Genomic DNA, 16,415 nt, shown 5'->3' with positions numbered 1-16,415 from the left:
ATGGCGGCATTCGAATACAAGGCCCTCGACAACAAGGGACGCAGCAAGAGCGGCGTAATGGAGGGCGACTCGGCCCGTCAAGTGCGCCAGCTGCTGCGCGAACAGGGGCTCACTCCCCTCGAGGTGAACGAGACCACCGAGAAGGCGAAACGGGAAGCGACCCGCTTCGCCCTGTTTCGGCGCGGTGCCAGCACCGCCGAGCTTGCCCTGATCACTCGCCAGCTGGCGACCCTGGTGGGGGCTGGTCTCACCATCGAAGAGGCGCTCAAGGCGGTTGCCGAGCAGTGTGAAAAAGCCCACTTGCGCTCTCTGGTAGCGACCGTGCGCAGCAAGGTGGTGGAAGGCTATTCGCTGGCCGACTCGCTGGGGGCTTTTCCCCATGTGTTCGATCAGCTGTTCCGCTCCATGGTGGCGGCCGGTGAAAAATCGGGCCATCTAGAGAAGGTGCTCAACCGTCTCGCCGACTACACCGAGCAGCGCCAGCATATGCGCACCAAGCTGCTGCAGGCGATGATCTACCCCATCGTGCTCACCTGCGTCGCCATCGGGGTTATCTCGATCCTGCTTACCGCCGTGGTACCCAAGGTAGTGGCCCAGTTTGAACACATGGGCCAGCAGCTGCCGGGCACCACCCGCTTTCTCATCGGCACCAGCGAGCTGATGCAGGCCTACGGCCTCTGGTTCCTGCTGCTGATCTTCCTTGGCAGCTTTGTCTGGCGCTGGTGGCTCACCGATGAAAAGCGTCGCCGACGCTGGCATCAGGTGCTGCTCGGTCTGCCGGTGATTGGCCGGGTCAGCCGCGGTCTCAACACCGCCCGCTTTGCTCGCACGTTAAGCATCCTCAACGCCAGTGCGGTACCGCTGCTGGAGGGGATGAAGATCTCCGGCGAAGTGCTCTCCAACGACTTTGCCAGAATGCGCATTCTCGAGGCTGCCGAACGGGTGCGCGAGGGGACCAGTCTGCGCAAGTCACTGACCGAGACCAAGATTTTCCCGCCCATGATGCTGCACATGATCGCCTCCGGCGAGCAGAGCGGCGAGCTCGACAGCATGCTGGAGCGGGCGGCAGACAACCAGGATCGGGAGTTTGAATCCCAGGTCAATATCGCCCTCGGGGTGTTCGAACCCATGCTGGTGGTCTCCATGGCCGGGGTGGTGCTGTTTATCGTGATGTCGATCCTGCAGCCGATCCTCGAGCTCAACAATATGGTGAATATGTAAGTTTCCGGTGTTCGGTGGCGCCGCTGGCGGCCCGTCGAACCCACCCAGTGATCACTCTCTGATGGGCTATCCCATCTCATTCGTTACGGAGCAACTCATGAACAAACGTCGTCAATCCGGTTTTACCCTGCTGGAAGTCATGGTGGTCATCGTGATCCTCGGCATTCTGGCCAGTCTGGTGGTGCCCAACCTGATGGGCAACAAGGAGAAAGCTGACCAGCAGAAAGCGGTCTCCGATATCGTGGCGCTGGAAAATGCCCTCGACATGTACAAGCTGGACAACAACCGCTACCCGACCACCGAACAGGGTCTGGACGCGCTGGTGACCAAGCCTTCTATCGATCCGGCGCCGCGCAGCTACCGCGATGGCGGCTACATCAAGCGCCTGCCGCAAGATCCCTGGGGCAACCCGTACCAGCTGCTGAGCCCGGGCCAGTTCGGCAAGATCGACATCTTCTCCATGGGTCTGGATGGTGAAGCCGGTACCGATGACGACATCGGCAACTGGAACCTGAAGGATTTCCAATAAGTGATATGTCGCCACCGCACTCCTTGTGAGCTGACTGCATGAAGCGCTCTCTCTCCTTTCATCGCCAATCCGGCTTTACTCTGCTGGAAGTGTTGCTGGTCGCCATGCTGATGGGGCTGGTGGCCACCGCCGTCACCCTCAGCATGGGAGGCGCCAGAGGGGATCGGGAGCTGGACAAGCAGGCGCGTCGCCTGATGGCGACGCTGCAGCTGGCGCAGGAGTATGCGGTGATGGATGGTCGGCTGGTAGGTATTCGCATCGAGGATAACGGCTGGCAGTTTATGCAGCGTCAGGCCAAGGATCGCAAGTGGCTGGCCCTGACAGGCGACAAGCAGCTGGGGCCGGTGCAACTGGCCGAGAACATGACGCTGGCGCTGGAGCTGGAAGGCTTTGGCTGGCAGCCGGACTCCGACGAGAAAACCGAACAGAAGCGCGACGAGAAGGAGCGCACGCCGCAGTTGCTTATCTTCCCGGGCGGCGAGCTGAGCCCGTTCGTGCTCACCTTCACCCAGCAGGATGAGGATGCCCGCTACACCCGCATCGTCAAGGGGGACGAGTTCGGCCGCCTCACCCTGCTCACCGGCGATGAAGATGAAGAGGTGAGCGAATGAACGCCCGCGGCATGACGTTGTTTGAGAAAGGTGTGATGGTGGCGCTACTGCTGTGCCAACCACACCCTCAACAGGTGGCACGATGAACGCCCGAGGCATGACCTTACTCGAAGTGATGGTGGCGCTGGCAGTCTTTGCCATCGCGGGTCTGGCGGTAATGAAAACCGCCAGCGAACACCTCTCGGCCCTCAACTATCTGGAGCAGAAGACACTCGCCACCTGGGTGGTAGAGAACCAGCTGGTGCAACAGAAGCTCGAGAACAAGTGGCCCGGCGACAGCTGGGTGGAAGGGGATGAGCAGATGGCGGGCAGCACCTGGTACTGGCGCTATCGCGGCGTCGCCACCGCCGACAACAACTTCCGGGCGCTCGATATGGAAGTGCGTACCGAGGCCAAAGCCGAGAACCCGGTCGCCATGATGCGGACCTATATCAGCCGATGACCCAGCACGTTGCCCGCACGCCTCGCCCCGTCCGCCATGCCGGTTTCACCCTGCTCGAAATGCTGGTGGCGATCGCCATCTTCGCCACTCTCAGCATGGGTGCCTATCAGGTACTGCAGGGGGTGCTCACCAGCGACGAGGTAGCCAAGCGCAAGGAGGCTCGCCTCAACGAATTGCAGCTCGCCTTCACCCTGCTGGAGCGAGACATCACCCAGATGGTGCCTCGCAGCGGTCGCATCGAGGGGGAGAACAACAAGGTGCTGCTGGCGGCCTCCCGGTTCGGCCAGCAGAGCGATGACTGGGGCATGGCCTTTATGCGCAGCGGCTGGCTCAACCCGGACGGCATGCTGCCCCGCTCCCATCTGCAGCGGGTCGGCTGGCGTCTCAAGGATCAGAAGCTGGAGCGCCTGAGCTACCTCTATCCGGATCCGGTGATCGGCACCGAGCCGCGCATCCAGCCGGTGCTGGCGGGAGTCACGGCGTTTCGCCTCTACTTCTTCGACAAGGGCAACTGGAAAGAGGAGTGGACCCAGCGCAGCGTGCTGCCCCACGGGCTGGCAGTGGAGCTGGATCTGGAGGATTACGGCACCATTCGCCGCCAGTTCCTGATTGGTGCCGGTGGCCAGCGCGCCGAAGAGAACAGCCAGAGCAGCAACCCCGACCAGGGGGGCGGCAACAACAGCAATAACGGGAACAACGGCGGCAACGGCAATACCAATGGCGGTAATGGTGACAGCCAGAACGGAGGGGGCGCCAATGCGGGCTAATCTCGCCGCTCCCGGTCGCCAGCGCGGCATGGCGCTGCTGGTGGTGCTGCTGATCCTCTCGGTGATGGTGATCATCGCCAGCAATATGAGCGGCCGCCTGCAGCTTGAGCTGCGCCGCACCGCCAACATCACCACAGGCAAACAGGCGTGGTGGTATGCCCTCTCGGCAGAAGCGCTGGTGAGCAAGGTGCTGACGCAGGATTTCAAGGACAACCCCGAGGTGGTCAACCTCAGCCAGAACTGGGCCCGCAAGAACACTGTGTTTCCGGTGGATGATGGCCAGCTCAAGGGCGAGGTGACCGACCTGCAATCCTGCTTCAACCTCAACAGCCTGAGCGTGGCCTCCAAGGCGGGGAGCGGCGAGGAGCTGGCTCAGCAGCCCTATCCGGTGCAAGTGTTTCGCGAACTGCTCAAACAGCTGGCGATGGATGATTACGAGGCGGCCCAGCTCACCGATGCCATCCGTGACTGGACTGACAAGGATACGGTGCTGGTCTCCAGCCTTGGCGCCGAGGACGCCTATTACGAGGGTCTCAAGCCACCCTATCTGACCGCCAACCAGTGGATGCTGGGCAAGGACGAGCTGAGGGCGGTGCGCGGGGTGACGGCCAGGGTCTATGCCAAACTGGCCCCCTATGTCTGCACCCTGCCCAACGACAAGTTGAAGATCAATATCAATACCCTTGCCCCCCAGCGCCCCGAGCTGCTGGTCGCCCTCTATCTGGGTACTATCGGGCTGGATGACGCCAAGCGGGTGCTGAACGAGCGGCCTCAGAAGGGGTGGAAAGAGAGCAAGCTGATGACAGACATGCTCGCTCCGGTCGATGCGGTGAAAGGACTGAAAGAGGCGCTGGTGGTCAAGAGCGACTTCTTCGAAGCCCGAGTCGTGGCCGAGGTCGGCGACAACCGGGCCTGGCTCGAAACCCTGTTCCAGCGGGGCAAGGACAATAAACTGGTGATGCTGCGCCGCCTCAGTAGCGGCGCCGAATAAACAGCGCACCTGCAGGCCATCGCCTGCGGGTACGAGAGATGTTGGATGCAGCCTGCGGGCTGCGCACCGGTTGCAAGGGCGCACAACGCCCTTTGCAAACCGGTATCGCAGGAGAGAGATGCGTGAGCGAAAGTCTGGTCATCCGACTGGGGACCAATAAACAACAACCCGTGGCCTGGCTGGTCTGGTCCGGTCAGGAGCAGGAGATCATCGCCTCCGGCACCCTACCTTCGGCCGATGCCCTGAGCGAGCTGCAGGAGCGGGCCGGTGGCCGCCCCGTGGTCACGCTAGTGCCGGGCAGCGATCTGATCTTCCGGCGCGTCACCCTGCCGGGTCGCTACAACCGCCAGTCGGCAGCGGCCCTCCCCTACCTGCTGGAGGAGCAGATCGCCTCCGACGTGGACGAGCTCCATCTGGTGGTGCTGGCCCACGAAGGGCAACAGGTCGACCTGATGGCGGTGGATCGGCAGAAGATGACCGAGTGGCTCGGCTGGCTCGATGCCGCTGGCCTCAAGAGCCTGCAACTGCTGCCCGATGTGCTGGCGCTGCCACAGGCCGCGGATGGCTGGTCTGCGCTGCAACTCGGCAGCGAGTGGCTGGTACGCCAGGGCCCCTGTCAGGGGATCGTCGCTGACGAGCCGCTGCTGGCTATCTTGCTGGCAACCGAAGTCGAGCCGGTCACCATCCACAGCCACACCCCGGTGCCCGCCATTGCCGCCGCCAACTGGCAGGCGGCGGAGCCTGAACTCCCCATGCTGCTGCTGGCCAAGGGGGCCCTCACCTGCCGCGCCAACCTGCTGACCGGCCCCTACCGGCCGCAGACCGAATATGCCCGCTACTGGTTGCAGTGGCGCAAGGTAGCCATCACCGCTGGCCTGTTGCTGCTGGTGGCCCTCGGCCAGCGCGGCGTGCAACTCTATCAGCTCACCGAGCAGGACAAGGCGCTGAAAGCGGAGATCCGCGCCGTCTATACCCGCATCTTCCCGGGTGAGAGCCGCATCGTGAACGTGCGCAGCCAGATGAACCAGCATCTGCAACAGCTGGGACAAGCCCCGCAAAACGGCGTGCTGCTGATGCTCACCGAGCTGGCCCCCACCTTTGCCGAAATACCCGGTCTGAAACCGCAGGTGATGCGCTTTGATGCCAGTCGCCGCGAGCTGAGGCTGCAGGTGACCGCTCCCGGCTTTGCCGAGATCGAGCGGTTCCGCGAGCTGGCTGGCAAGCAATTCGAGGTACAGCAAGGCGAGGTGCGCAGCACCGAGGGCAAGGTAGAGGGCGCACTGGTGCTCAAGGGTAAATCATCATGATGGAAAAATTGCAGAGCTGGTGGCACGGCATCACCGCACGGGAACAGCGGCTGGTGGTCGCAGGCGGCGTTCTGCTGCTGGTCGGTCTCTTCTACTGGAGCGTCTGGCAGCCCATCGCCAACCGCATCGCAGAGCGGGAGCGGCAGGTGCAGAACCAGCAGCAGACCCTCGCCTGGCTCAAGGAGAAGGGGGAAGAGGTGCTGGCCATGCAAGGGGGCTCGGGTCGCCAGATCGATACCAGCGGCACCCTGGAAGGGGTGGTCAACCGCACCGCCTTCAACCACAAGATCAAGATTGCCCGGCTGCAACCCCAGGCGCAGGAGCTGCAAGTGTGGATCGACACTGTCCAGTTCGATGACTTGCTGCTCTGGCTCTCCACTCTGGTGGAGCAGCACGGCATTCAGGTTCAAATCATCGAGATCGCCCGCGAGGATCTGGCCCCGGGTCTGGTCAAGGTCAGACGTTTGCAGTTGAGTCGTCCACAATGAAAAAACGCATCCTGATTGCCAGCCTGTTTCTGGCCGCCTATCTGCTCTTCCTGCTGGCCACCCTGCCCGCGGCACTGGTGGCTCGCCATCTGCCGCTGCCTGCCAACGTCGCCAGTCTGCTGAAACTGGAAGGGGTGAGCGGCACCCTCTGGAGTGGCCAGATTGCCCGACTGCAATATGCCAGCGAATCGGTGAACCAGCTGCGCTGGGATCTCAACGGCTGGTCGCTGCTGCGCTTCGCCCCCGAAGTGGCCATTCGCTTTGGCGATCGCAACGGCCTCAATGGTCAGGGCGTTGTCGGCTGGAATGGCGCCGCCTTCGGCCGCGATCTGACCCTCAACGCCCCCGCCCCCTGGTTGCTGAGCCGGGTGCCGATGCGCCTGCCGATCCCGATCACCGTCACCGGTCAGCTGCAGCTCAAAGTGGAGCAGTTTGCCCAGGGCAACCCCTGGTGTGACAACCTCTACGGCAACCTCGACTGGTACAACGCCAGCGCCGATACCCCGGCGGGAAAGCTGGATCTGGCCGACCCCGAGGTGAAACTCACCTGCCTCGACTCCAAACTGGTGGCCGAACTCAAGCAGGGCTCCGATGCGGTGCAGACCATGGGTCGCCTCGAGCTGCAACCCAATGGCCAATACCTGTTCCAGGGCACCCTGAAACCGGGCCCAGAACTGCCGCCTCAGATGCAACAAGGGCTCCCCTTCCTCGGCCAGCCAGACAGTCAGGGCCGCTTCCCCCTACGCTATCAGGGGCGGATCTAACCCCTGCTGCGACAAGGCCCCGGAGTATTTCCGGGGCCTTTATCCGCTAATAACCTGCTCCTGTTACCAATATTTGCTTATCTCTCGGCGCAACGCTTCGGCGGTTGCCTGACCGCTTTCCGATGCCAATGCCCGCCCGGCGATAAAGGTCTTGGCCCGGATCCCTTCAAACTGATGGATATCTTCCGGCACGATACCGCCGGTGATCGACAGCTCCAGCCCCAGTTCGGAGAGTGCCCGCATCTTGCTCAAATCGGCCTGGGTCCAGCTGACCCCGGCCAGCTCGGCATCCCGCGAGCGGTGATAGATAGCCTGGGTGATCCCCATATCGGCCCACTGTTTGGCATCATCCAGCGTCCAGTTGCCATAGATCTCGATCTGGATCTCCCCGCCAAACTCGTCCGCAACTTTCTTGCAGGCAGCAATGGTAGCGACATGTGCGGCGGCCGATACTGTGATCCAGTCAGCTCCGGCCGAGAAGGCCATGCGAGCCAGAATGGCACCACCATCGGTAGTCTTCATATCACACACGATAATGTGATCGGGGTGACGCTCGCGCATGGTGCGTACCGCAGACATCCCTTCTGCAAAAGCCAGAATAGTGCCGACCTCGATCACTTCGACATAGCTGGCGACGCGATCGGCAATATCCACGGCGGTAGCAAGATCGGTAGAATCCAGAGCAATCTGTAACATGGGTTTGGTCATACTATATTTCCTCAATTTAAAACCTTGGCAGAATGAATTGGCCCATTGATTTAAAGTCAATAAAGGGCCGTAACCTGACGTCACTAAATAAATAGATGGGCAATTTAAATAACGGGTCGACTAATTAGCGCTGGCCGTAATAGGCATTCTCACCATGCTTTCTGAAATAATGTTTGTCAGACAACTCTTGCGCAATATGGATGGCCGGATTCAACGCTCTGGTTGCCAGCGCCATGGTGGCGACCTCCTCCAGCACCAGCGCATTGTGCACCGCATCCACCGCACTCTTGCCCCAGCAAAACGGGGCATGGCCAGTAATGACAACGCCTGGCAAGGCCTGTGGATCCAGATCCCGTCGCTGAAATTCTTCGACAATGACCTTGCCGGTATTTTTTTCATAATCAACGCGAATTTCATCTTCGGTCAGCGGACGGGTGCAGGGAATATCGCCATAGAAATAATCGGCATGGGTGGTACCCAAGGCGGGAATATCCATTCCCGCTTGCGCCCAAATAGTGCCATGACGGGAGTGGGTGTGCACAATACCGGAAATGCCTTTAAACGCTTTATATAAAACCAGATGGGTTGCTGTATCACTGGACGGGGATAAATGCCCATCGACGATCTGGCCAGCCAAATCAACCACCACGATATCGTCAACGGTCATATTGTCGTAAGAAACCCCCGACGGCTTGATGGCCACCACGCCCAAGCTGCGATCTATCTGGGATACGTTGCCCCATGTCAGGGTAACCAGACCGTATCGGGGCAACAGCAGGTTGGCCTCCAGTACCGCCTCTTTCAATGAGTTGTACATTTCGTTCTCCTGGGCCCCTTGCGGGGCCGCGTTGGGTGCCTCAGACCACTTGCGCCAGCGCCTGATCAATGACGTTGAATACATCTGCGGTGCTCTGGCACGCTCGCAGCTTCTCGAGGTTGATCCCGCTCTCGCTGTTTTCATCCTCCAGCACCTGAGTCACCTCCATCAGCCCCTCCATGTGTTCATCGGAGGTGCTGCCCGCCAGCGTCACCAGCACGTCCACCGGCTCCTCTTCCCCCTCAAACTTCACCGGCGTGGTCAGGGTGACCAGTGCAAACGCCGTGCGATTGACTCCATCCTCTGGCCTCGCATGGGGCATCGCGAATTGGGGGGCAATCACGATATAGGGCCCCATCTTTTCAATGCTGCCGATGATTGCGTCATGGTAACGCGGCTCCACGGCACCGGAGCGGATCAGCATGTCGGTGCCCAGCTTGATGGCGCTGCGCCAGTCGCTGGCAGCCGCATTGAGCAATACAGAGTTGTTTTCCATCAGAGATTGTTTGAATTTCATCTTGTTCTCCTTGCCCGCAGCCACATGCAGCGAGGCTCATCGGCTTAATTTGCAAAGTTGTTCTTGATGATGCCCAGCAGTTCATCACCAAACGAATTGGGGTTGAGCATGTTCTGTACGCCCAGCACGAATTTGCCCTCACCGGGGCTCATCTCGCCGGCCAGATGCTTGGAAGAGACGATGATGTCGGTGGTCTGCAGCTTGGTTTTGTAATCGGCCACGGCGCAGGAGTCCATGATATGGGGCACGCCACGCTGTTCGAGAAACTTGCCGATCTTCATCTTCATCATCATGGAGGAACCCTGACCGTTGCCGCATACCGCCAGGATCCGCACTGCATGCCCCCCTTTGGCACTCTCGACTGGCGAGGCTGGCAGATCGGCCGCGTCTTCTGCCACGGCAGCACTCGGGACAGCCATATCCTCTTCCATCCGCAGGGTGCGGGAAGCGAAGTACATATAGAGCCCGGCGCCAGCCAGTAACACCACGAAGAACAGGGAAGATAACGAGAGGCCCTGCATGATCACCGGGAATACCAGCGCCCAGTCAGCCATCCCCATCCAGCCATTGAAGCTGGTGCCATTGACCGCGAACAAGTGGATAGCCCAAGCAGAACCAAACACCTCGATGATCCCCATAACGAAGCAGATCTTCATCACCGCTCGCCAGCCGCCAAAGTGGTTGGCGAACACCCCTATGGTGGCGTTGGAGAAGAACATGGGAATGAAGCCCGGGATAATCATGATGGGCGCCTGGAATGCCAGCAGGGCAAGCACAGCAAGGAACTGACCGATAGCCCCCCACATGAAGCCAAAGACCATGGCATTCGGCGAGTAGGCATAGATAGCGGCGCAATCGATTGCCAGGACGGCGTTGGGAATGACCCGTTCGGAGATCCCCTTGAAGGCCTCGGAGAGTTCGGCAACGAACATCCGCACCCCCACCACGATGACCTGAATGGCGACCGCAAACTTGAGACCGGTCTCGAGAATGTAGATGGACCAGTGAGTCTGACCCGCCATCTGTTGCAGATTATCGAGGCCAAACGAGAGCAGGATGATACCGAAGAAGATGGTCATCACGATGGCGGTCGCCGTGATGCTGTCGTGGAAGATGTGCAGCCACTTTGGCAACTTCAGGTGATCGACGCTCTCTTCCTTGTTGCCCAGTTTCGGCGCCACCTTGGTGGCAATCCAGGAGGCGACCTGTTGCTGGTGGCCGATGGAGAACCCCGCCCCGCCAGTCACTTCCTGAGTCGGCTTGAACATGATGTTGGAGGAGATCCCCCAATAGAGCGCCATGATGACGGCGGAATAGAGGATGGTTTCCCACATCGAGGCACCCATCACCATATAGAAGACCGCGATCAGACCCACCTGCTGAAACATGATGTGGCCGGTCAGCATGATGGTGCGGATCCCGGTATAGCGCCGCAACAACACCAGCAGAATATTGAGGGCAAGGGCCAGCAATACCGCATAGCCGACCCAGGAGTAGTTCTCCCCCATGGTCTCCATGGTCGCCATCATGGTGGTGTAGGGATCAATCACTGAACCGGTGAGGTGATGATATTCCGCAATCTTGTCCACCACCGGCTTGAAGCCGGCCACCAGCGTACTGGCACCCACCTGCACCAGCATGAAACCGACGATGGTCTTCACGGTGCCCTTGACGACCGTCGTGCCATCCTGCTTGAGCAACAGGTAGCCAATACAGGTCACCAGCCCCAACAGCAGGGGTGCCTTGGTCATCACCTGACTGTAAAAGATGTAAAAAGCGTTGTAGAGGGTTTCCATATTTATGCTCCGTCCAGATGAGGACAACTCATGGCTATTGGATTGGTGCGGACATCTCACCATTCATATGGGCATTGCTTTACCTGACGCCCCGCGAGCAGATTCAACTGTCACCACTCACCGTGAAATCTAAAATAATCATACATAGTCACCAAGTGATTTATTGTGATGAAGATCTAGGTCGGGAGAATCTCTTTTTTCCACCGCTCGGATGTAAAATTTCGGTTAAAAGGGTAATCAGAACCGCATAAAAGGATTCAAAGAATCCCTAAAAATATGTAAAAAAATAAAAAACACAATAAATACAATAACTTAAAAACATTCTCATCTCTTGATTGTGATATGCCGCAATTAATCTCACAAAACAATCACCAGAATCATTGATAATCACAAAAGCGAGTAATATAGTCACAACCAATCAAGACGAATCACTGACTCGCAACCATGCAAGTCATGTCATCACCCGATGAATCACCACTGTGTGAACCATCCAAATCAGAAAGGTATGTGAGATGAGCAAGATTGAAGAAATCACCCGTGAATCGTGGATCCTCAGCACCTTCCCCGAGTGGGGCACCTGGCTGAATGAAGAGATTGAGCAGGAAGAGGTCAAACCGAATACCTTTGCCATGTGGTGGCTGGGTTGCACCGGTATCTGGCTGAAGTCTGCCGGCAATACCAACATCTCCATCGACTTCTGGTGCGGCACGGGCAAGCGAACCCATGGCAATCCCTACATGAACAAGCAGCACCAGATGATGCGGATGGGGGGCGTGCGCAAGCTGCAACCCAACCTGAGAACCTCACCTTTCGTGCTCGATCCGTTCGGGATTAAAGATATCGATGCAGTGCTCGCTACCCACGATCATGCCGACCATATCGACGTCAATGTGGCGGCTGCCGTGCTGCAAAACTGTGGTGAGCATGTGAAGTTCATCGGCCCGAAAGCCTGTGTCGACCTCTGGTTGCGCTGGGGGGTGCCTGCCGAGCGTTGTGTTGTGGCGCGAGTGGGTGACGAGATCCCGGTGGGCGATATCGTGATCAAGGTGCTCGATGCCTTTGACCGTACCGCGCTGGTCACCCTGTCGGCGGGAGTATCCTCCACCGACAAGAGCATTCTGGATGGCATGGATGATCGGGCGGTGAACTATCTGGTCAAGACATCCGGGGGCAACCTCTACCACTCGGGTGACTCCCACTACTCCAACTACTACGCCAAGCACGGCAATGACTACCAGATCGATGTGGCGCTGCTCTCTTATGGCGAGAACCCCCGCGGCGTCACCGACAAGATGACCTCATCAGACATCTTGCGGGCCGGGGAGTCCCTCAACACCAAGGTGGTGATCCCGTTCCACCACGATATCTGGGCCAACTTCCAAAGCGATCCCCGCGAGATCGAAGTGCTCTGGAACATGAAAAAAGATCGCCTCGGCTATCGCTTCAGCCCCTTCTTCTGGCAAGTCGGTGGCAAGTACACCTTCCCGACCGACCAGAGCAAGCTGCACTACCAGCACCCGCGCGGGTTCGATGACATCTTCATCGACGAACCTGAGCTGCCTTACAAATCCTTCCTGTAAGCACGCCCTGTCAGACGTCGGGTAATACGAGGGAGGGTGATGGAGATGGGCCAGCAAGGCCTCATCTCAATCCCCCCCTCTATTGCCCCCCCATCACCGGATAACAAGAAGATCAGACGATGCGCTATCACGCCCTGGCCCTCGATCTCGATGGCACCACCCTGACCAGTGCTCACACCATCATGCCGGCCGTCAAAGAGGCCATCATGAGGATCAAGGAGCAGGCCACCGTCATGCTGGTCACCGGCAGACACCACACAGCCGCCCACCCCTATCACCACGAACTGGGGCTGACCACGCCCATCATCTGCTGCAACGGCACCTACGTTTACGACTACGACCGGCGCGCCGTGCTGGCAGAGAACGCCATTCCCCATCTGCTGGCACAGCGATTTATCGCGCTGGCAAGGGAGCACCGGCTCAACCTCGTCATGTATGTCACTGACCGCATGGTCTACTCCGCTCATCAGCCGGTACGCTACGTGGCGGCCCTGCAGCAGTGGGCCAGCAGCTTTGCGCCGCCTATCCAGCCGCAGGTAGCCAGTGTTGACTCGTTTGAAGATGAGCTGGCCAACAGCAGCCATGTCTGGAAGTTCGTGGCCGAGGGAGAGATCACCGCCATTCAGGCCTTCTCACATCACCCCTGGGTACGCGAACACTTCAGTGGCGAGCAGTCATGGGCCAATCGGGTCGATTTTGCCCGCCGCGGCAACAGCAAGGGAGCGCGACTGCAGGATTATCTTGACCAGCAAGGGATCAGCCCGGCGCGACTGGTCGCCATCGGCGACAACCACAACGACGCCTCCATGCTCTGCCTCGCAGGGATGGGCATCGCCATGGCCAATGCCGAGCCGGAGATTAAGCAGATGGCCAACCGGGTCACCTGCGAGAGCAACGACGAGGGCGGGATCCTCGAGGTATTGAACCGCTATTTCCCTATCTGAATGCAGGAGCTTGTATGCACCACTTTGACCATGCCTTACGCCTCGGCCTTTATGAAAAAGCGATGCCCTCTGCACTGGAGTGGCAAGAGAAAATTTTGTCGGCCAAGGAGCTTGGCTTTGATTTCATCGAGATATCCATTGATGAATCAGATGAAAAACTGCAACGGCTCGACTGGTCAGATAGCGAAATCTATCGGCTCAGACGCCTGTGCGAGCAGCACAGCTTGCCGCTGCACTCCATGTGCCTGAGCGCCCATCGCCGCTTTCCGTTTGGTTCGCAGGATCCGGTCATCCGCGCACAGGCGGCCATCATCATGGAAAAAGCGATCAATCTGGCGTACAAGCTCGGCATTCGCTGCATCCAGCTGGCGGGCTACGACGTCTATTACGAACCGCAAAGCGACGAGACCCACCGCCACTTCATCGACGGGATGAAGGCGGCAGCCAAAATGGCAGAACGGGCAGGCATCATGTTGGGTGTGGAGATCATGGATACCCCCTATCTCAACTCCCTCAGCAAATTCGAGGTGCTGAAAAAGCAGATCCCCTCCCCCTACTTCATGGCCTACCCGGATGTCGGCAATATCACCGGCTGGAACTATGACACCTGCACCGAGCTGCAAATGAGTGCAGACCATATCGTGCAGATCCACCTCAAAGATACCCGCAAGGTAACGGCCAGTTACAGCGGGCAGTTCCGTGATCTGGTCATTGGCGAGGGAGAGGTCGACTTTGCCGCCATTTTCCACACTCTGGCAAAAATCGGTTACAACGGCCCCCTGGTGCTGGAGATGTGGGCCAAGGATGAAGAGTGGGCCAGCAACCTGAAAACGGCCAAGGGGCAACTGGTTGAACTCGCTCGGCAAGCCGGTCTGGCGCTCGCCTGAACGCCCGTCACCAGAAGAGTGGACAAGAGAGCTGTCATTCACACTTATGCGCGATATAATCACCACCCAATCAGATTCAATCATCATCAGGCATGATATGACAGAAGCACATCGCCATAACGCCATTTTGGAACTGCTCAATCAGAAACGTCATCTGTCGGTCAACAGCATAATGCAAGCCTTTGATATTTCTCCGGCCACTGCGCGCCGCGATATCAACAAGCTCAATGACTCCGGCAAGCTGCGCAAGGTGCGCAACGGTGCCGAAGCCCTGATGCAGGCAAGAAAGGCACACTGGTCTCCTCTCGACAGCAATGAAAGCCTCAATCACAGCGAAAAGGTGCGCATCGCCCAGGCGGCCGCCGCCCTGATCAAACCGGGGGAAAGCGCGGTCATCAACTGTGGCTCCACCGCCTTCGTGCTGGGTCAGGAGATCTGCGGACAAGATGTTCAGGTCATCACCAACTACTTCCCGCTCGCCAACTACCTGATCGAGAATGACCATGACGGCGTGGTGATCATCGGCGGTCAATACAACAAGTCGCAATCCATCACCCTGGCACCGCAGGACGAGATCTCCTCCCTCTATGCCGGGCACTGGATGTTTACCAGCGGCAAGGGTGTCACCGCAGATGGTCTCTACAAGATGGATATGCTGACCGCGATGGCGGAGCAGAAGATGCTCAACCACGTCGGCCGACTGGTAGTGCTGGCCGACAGCAGCAAGGTGGGACAACGGGCAGGCATGCTGTTTTGCGCCGCCAGCAAGATCGACATTTTGATCACCGGCAAGGATGCGGACAAAGAGGTCATCGAGCAGATCAAAGCCAAAAATGTGCAGGTCATTCTGGTCTAGGACATAAAGTGCCGGGGCGCTTTGTCGGCGCCTTCATTCAAGGCCATTTTCGGCCAGAAACCGCAGATACGAAAAAGCCCAAGCGGGTGACCGCTTGGGCTTTCTCTTTGAATATGGCGGAGGAGGTGGGATTTGAACCCACGGATGGTCGCCCATCGCCGGTTTTCAAGACCGGTGCATTCAGCCGCTCTGCCACCCCTCCGAACGGCGTGCATACTACGCTAAGCCCTTGTTCATATGCAATACATATTTCCTGTGGGATAGTGTGCGGGAGCAAAATGGCAGGTGGCTTGAAATTGTTCCTCGTCATCCCTATTTGTTCTACATACAATGCGTAAACATGCAGTAACAAACAGCGATCACGAGGCGGCTGATCGCCGTCTCACCCGGACATCAAGAGGACACCCAAGATGGATACCCGTTCTATCTACACTGGCACCCAAAGTGCCGTACGCGATACCAACAAGGTGCTGCGTAACACCTATATGCTGCTCTCCCTCACTCTGGGCTTCTCTGCCGTGGTGGCGGGGGTCGCTACCGTGATGAACATGCCGCCGCTGCACTGGGCCGTGTTCCTGATCGGCGTCTACGGTCTGATGTTCCTGACCGAGAAGAATCGCAACAACGGCATGGGGCTGGTCTTCACCTTCGCCCTGACCGGTCTGCTGGGCTATAGCCTGGGCCCCATCATCAACATGTATATGAACAATGGTGGTGGCGAGATCGTGATGACCGCCCTTGGCGGCACCGCGCTCACCTTCTTCGGTCTGTCGGCCTATGCCCTGACCACCAAGCGTGACCTCTCTTTCATTGGCGGCATGCTGTTCGTCGGTTTCTGGGTACTGCTGGTGGCCATGATTGCCAACATCTTCCTGCAGATGAGCGCCCTGAGCCTGGCACTGTCCGCCATGTTCATGCTCTTCTCCTCCGGCGCCATCCTGCTGACTACCCAGCAGATCGTGCGCGGCGGCGAGACCAACTACATCTCTGCCACCGTCACCCTGTATGTCTCCATCTACAACATCTTCCTGAGCTTGCTGAGTCTGCTTGGCGGCAACCGCAACTAATCAGAAACCCCGCTTCGGCGGGGTTTTTATTGGCGCCGATTTTTGTCAGGATAAGTTGTAAATCAAGGATATGAAGCGAAGTGGGCCCGCTTTTGTTGAGGGGCCCTTGGCCCTTTGGGGGGT

At 58.7% G+C, this 16,415-nt stretch carries 17 protein-coding genes, 1 tRNA gene and 1 pseudogene; 14 read left to right on the top strand and 5 right to left on the bottom strand.

All coding sequences use genetic code 11. From position 1 onward, the window contains the following. From exeF to exeN, 9 genes and pseudogenes are all read left to right on the top strand, one after another. Positions 1 to 1,221 (top strand): GspF family T2SS innner membrane protein variant ExeF, encoded by a 1,221-nt coding sequence (exeF, locus tag NOM06_RS09740; RefSeq protein WP_005338296.1) that lies wholly within the window; start codon positions 1 to 3, stop codon positions 1,219 to 1,221. A 97-nt stretch (positions 1,222 to 1,318) separates the two neighbouring features. Further along, complete coding sequence (gene exeG, locus NOM06_RS09735) at positions 1,319 to 1,750, top strand: GspG family T2SS major pseudopilin variant ExeG (RefSeq protein WP_005338297.1); 432 nt, start codon at positions 1,319 to 1,321, stop codon at positions 1,748 to 1,750. Between the two features lie 38 nt (positions 1,751 to 1,788). Then, positions 1,789 to 2,361, top strand: a complete 573-nt coding sequence (gene exeH / locus NOM06_RS09730) for a GspH family T2SS minor pseudopilin variant ExeH (protein WP_182939152.1) — start codon at positions 1,789 to 1,791, stop codon at positions 2,359 to 2,361. Between the two features lie 82 nt (positions 2,362 to 2,443). Next, on the top strand, positions 2,444 to 2,803 hold the full coding sequence (exeI, locus tag NOM06_RS09725; RefSeq protein WP_005338301.1) for a GspI family T2SS minor pseudopilin variant ExeI: 360 nt from the start codon (positions 2,444 to 2,446) through the stop codon (positions 2,801 to 2,803). Further along, positions 2,800 to 3,447: pseudogene (gene gspJ, locus NOM06_RS09720) on the top strand (type II secretion system minor pseudopilin GspJ); the annotation flags it as partial. The gene exeI and the pseudogene gspJ, both read left to right, overlap by 4 nt. A 112-nt stretch (positions 3,448 to 3,559) precedes the next feature. After that, positions 3,560 to 4,561, top strand: coding sequence for a GspK family T2SS minor pseudopilin variant ExeK (gene exeK, locus NOM06_RS09715; RefSeq protein ID WP_005359007.1), 1,002 nt, complete (start codon positions 3,560 to 3,562; stop codon positions 4,559 to 4,561). Between the two features lie 122 nt (positions 4,562 to 4,683). Next, a complete protein-coding gene (gene exeL, locus NOM06_RS09710) occupies positions 4,684 to 5,868 on the top strand; it encodes a GspL family type II secretion system protein ExeL (protein ID WP_255911344.1) in 1,185 nt (394 codons plus the stop codon). After that, positions 5,865 to 6,356, top strand: coding sequence for a GspM family type II secretion system protein ExeM (gene exeM, locus NOM06_RS09705; protein ID WP_005338305.1), 492 nt, complete (start codon positions 5,865 to 5,867; stop codon positions 6,354 to 6,356). Before exeL ends, exeM begins: the two co-directional genes overlap by 4 nt. Next, positions 6,353 to 7,120, top strand: a complete 768-nt coding sequence (gene exeN / locus NOM06_RS09700; protein WP_255911342.1) for a GspN family type II secretion system protein ExeN — start codon at positions 6,353 to 6,355, stop codon at positions 7,118 to 7,120. Before exeM ends, exeN begins: the two co-directional genes overlap by 4 nt. A 63-nt stretch (positions 7,121 to 7,183) precedes the next feature. Here exeN and NOM06_RS09695 read toward each other — a convergent pair whose 3' ends face one another. From NOM06_RS09695 to NOM06_RS09680, 4 genes are all read right to left on the bottom strand, one after another. After that, positions 7,184 to 7,828 carry a 3-keto-L-gulonate-6-phosphate decarboxylase UlaD gene (locus tag NOM06_RS09695; protein WP_255911340.1) on the bottom strand — a complete coding sequence of 215 codons (645 nt, stop codon included), beginning with the start codon at positions 7,826 to 7,828 and terminating at the stop codon, positions 7,184 to 7,186. A 124-nt stretch (positions 7,829 to 7,952) separates the two neighbouring features. Next, positions 7,953 to 8,645 carry an L-ribulose-5-phosphate 4-epimerase gene (locus NOM06_RS09690; RefSeq protein WP_139406016.1) on the bottom strand — a complete coding sequence of 231 codons (693 nt, stop codon included), beginning with the start codon at positions 8,643 to 8,645 and terminating at the stop codon, positions 7,953 to 7,955. A 40-nt stretch (positions 8,646 to 8,685) separates the two neighbouring features. Next, positions 8,686 to 9,162 carry a PTS sugar transporter subunit IIA gene (locus NOM06_RS09685; RefSeq protein WP_215803355.1) on the bottom strand — a complete coding sequence of 159 codons (477 nt, stop codon included), beginning with the start codon at positions 9,160 to 9,162 and terminating at the stop codon, positions 8,686 to 8,688. A gap of 44 nt (positions 9,163 to 9,206) precedes the next feature. After that, on the bottom strand, positions 9,207 to 10,958 hold the full coding sequence (locus tag NOM06_RS09680; protein WP_255911338.1) for a PTS ascorbate-specific subunit IIBC: 1,752 nt from the start codon (positions 10,956 to 10,958) through the stop codon (positions 9,207 to 9,209). A 512-nt stretch (positions 10,959 to 11,470) separates the two neighbouring features. On the opposite strand from NOM06_RS09680, the gene ulaG reads away from it, so the two are divergent. The 4 genes from ulaG (at position 11,471) to ulaR (ending at position 15,225) form a co-directional block, all read left to right on the top strand. Beyond that, positions 11,471 to 12,538, top strand: coding sequence for an L-ascorbate 6-phosphate lactonase (gene ulaG / locus NOM06_RS09675; protein WP_255911336.1), 1,068 nt, complete (start codon positions 11,471 to 11,473; stop codon positions 12,536 to 12,538). A 119-nt stretch (positions 12,539 to 12,657) separates the two neighbouring features. Then, positions 12,658 to 13,482 carry a Cof-type HAD-IIB family hydrolase gene (locus tag NOM06_RS09670; RefSeq protein ID WP_255911334.1) on the top strand — a complete coding sequence of 275 codons (825 nt, stop codon included), beginning with the start codon at positions 12,658 to 12,660 and terminating at the stop codon, positions 13,480 to 13,482. A 14-nt stretch (positions 13,483 to 13,496) separates the two neighbouring features. Further along, complete coding sequence (locus NOM06_RS09665) at positions 13,497 to 14,369, top strand: L-ribulose-5-phosphate 3-epimerase (RefSeq protein ID WP_255911332.1); 873 nt, start codon at positions 13,497 to 13,499, stop codon at positions 14,367 to 14,369. Between the two features lie 97 nt (positions 14,370 to 14,466). Beyond that, a complete protein-coding gene (gene ulaR / locus NOM06_RS09660; protein ID WP_021229102.1) occupies positions 14,467 to 15,225 on the top strand; it encodes an HTH-type transcriptional regulator UlaR in 759 nt (252 codons plus the stop codon). 114 nt (positions 15,226 to 15,339) lie between these two features. Here the strand turns inward: ulaR and NOM06_RS09655 are convergent. Beyond that, positions 15,340 to 15,427: transfer RNA gene (locus NOM06_RS09655), tRNA-Ser, on the bottom strand. A 208-nt stretch (positions 15,428 to 15,635) separates the two neighbouring features. On the opposite strand from NOM06_RS09655, the gene NOM06_RS09650 reads away from it, so the two are divergent. Next, positions 15,636 to 16,292: a Bax inhibitor-1/YccA family protein gene (locus tag NOM06_RS09650; protein ID WP_005338308.1), complete on the top strand. Its 657-nt coding sequence runs from the start codon at positions 15,636 to 15,638 to the stop codon at positions 16,290 to 16,292. The last annotated feature ends 123 nt before the right edge of the window (positions 16,293 to 16,415 follow it).

The sequence above is a fragment of the Aeromonas sp. JL9 genome, assembly GCF_024436075.1.
GTDB lineage: Bacteria > Pseudomonadota > Gammaproteobacteria > Enterobacterales > Aeromonadaceae > Aeromonas > Aeromonas veronii.
The sequence above is the reverse complement of the archived record's forward strand: the minus strand, read 5'-3'. Positions and strand labels throughout refer to the sequence as shown.

Bases quoted from the DNA above. Each gene is read 5' to 3' on its own strand.
- ulaR (WP_021229102.1), top strand. From the start codon at position 14,467: ATGACAGAAGCACATCGCCATAACGCCATTTTGGAACTGCTCAATCAG.
- exeI (WP_005338301.1), top strand. From the start codon at position 2,444: ATGAACGCCCGAGGCATGACCTTACTCGAAGTGATGGTGGCGCTGGCA.
- NOM06_RS09680 (WP_255911338.1), bottom strand. From the start codon at position 10,958: ATGGAAACCCTCTACAACGCTTTTTACATCTTTTACAGTCAGGTGATG.
- NOM06_RS09665 (WP_255911332.1), top strand. From the start codon at position 13,497: ATGCACCACTTTGACCATGCCTTACGCCTCGGCCTTTATGAAAAAGCG.
- exeK (WP_005359007.1), top strand. From the start codon at position 3,560: ATGCGGGCTAATCTCGCCGCTCCCGGTCGCCAGCGCGGCATGGCGCTG.
- NOM06_RS09695 (WP_255911340.1), bottom strand. From the start codon at position 7,828: ATGACCAAACCCATGTTACAGATTGCTCTGGATTCTACCGATCTTGCT.
- NOM06_RS09650 (WP_005338308.1), top strand. From the start codon at position 15,636: ATGGATACCCGTTCTATCTACACTGGCACCCAAAGTGCCGTACGCGAT.
- exeF (WP_005338296.1), top strand. From the start codon at position 1: ATGGCGGCATTCGAATACAAGGCCCTCGACAACAAGGGACGCAGCAAG.
- ulaG (WP_255911336.1), top strand. From the start codon at position 11,471: ATGAGCAAGATTGAAGAAATCACCCGTGAATCGTGGATCCTCAGCACC.
- exeN (WP_255911342.1), top strand. From the start codon at position 6,353: ATGAAAAAACGCATCCTGATTGCCAGCCTGTTTCTGGCCGCCTATCTG.
- exeG (WP_005338297.1), top strand. From the start codon at position 1,319: ATGAACAAACGTCGTCAATCCGGTTTTACCCTGCTGGAAGTCATGGTG.
- exeH (WP_182939152.1), top strand. From the start codon at position 1,789: ATGAAGCGCTCTCTCTCCTTTCATCGCCAATCCGGCTTTACTCTGCTG.
- NOM06_RS09685 (WP_215803355.1), bottom strand. From the start codon at position 9,162: ATGAAATTCAAACAATCTCTGATGGAAAACAACTCTGTATTGCTCAAT.
- NOM06_RS09670 (WP_255911334.1), top strand. From the start codon at position 12,658: ATGCGCTATCACGCCCTGGCCCTCGATCTCGATGGCACCACCCTGACC.
- NOM06_RS09690 (WP_139406016.1), bottom strand. From the start codon at position 8,645: ATGTACAACTCATTGAAAGAGGCGGTACTGGAGGCCAACCTGCTGTTG.
- exeM (WP_005338305.1), top strand. From the start codon at position 5,865: ATGATGGAAAAATTGCAGAGCTGGTGGCACGGCATCACCGCACGGGAA.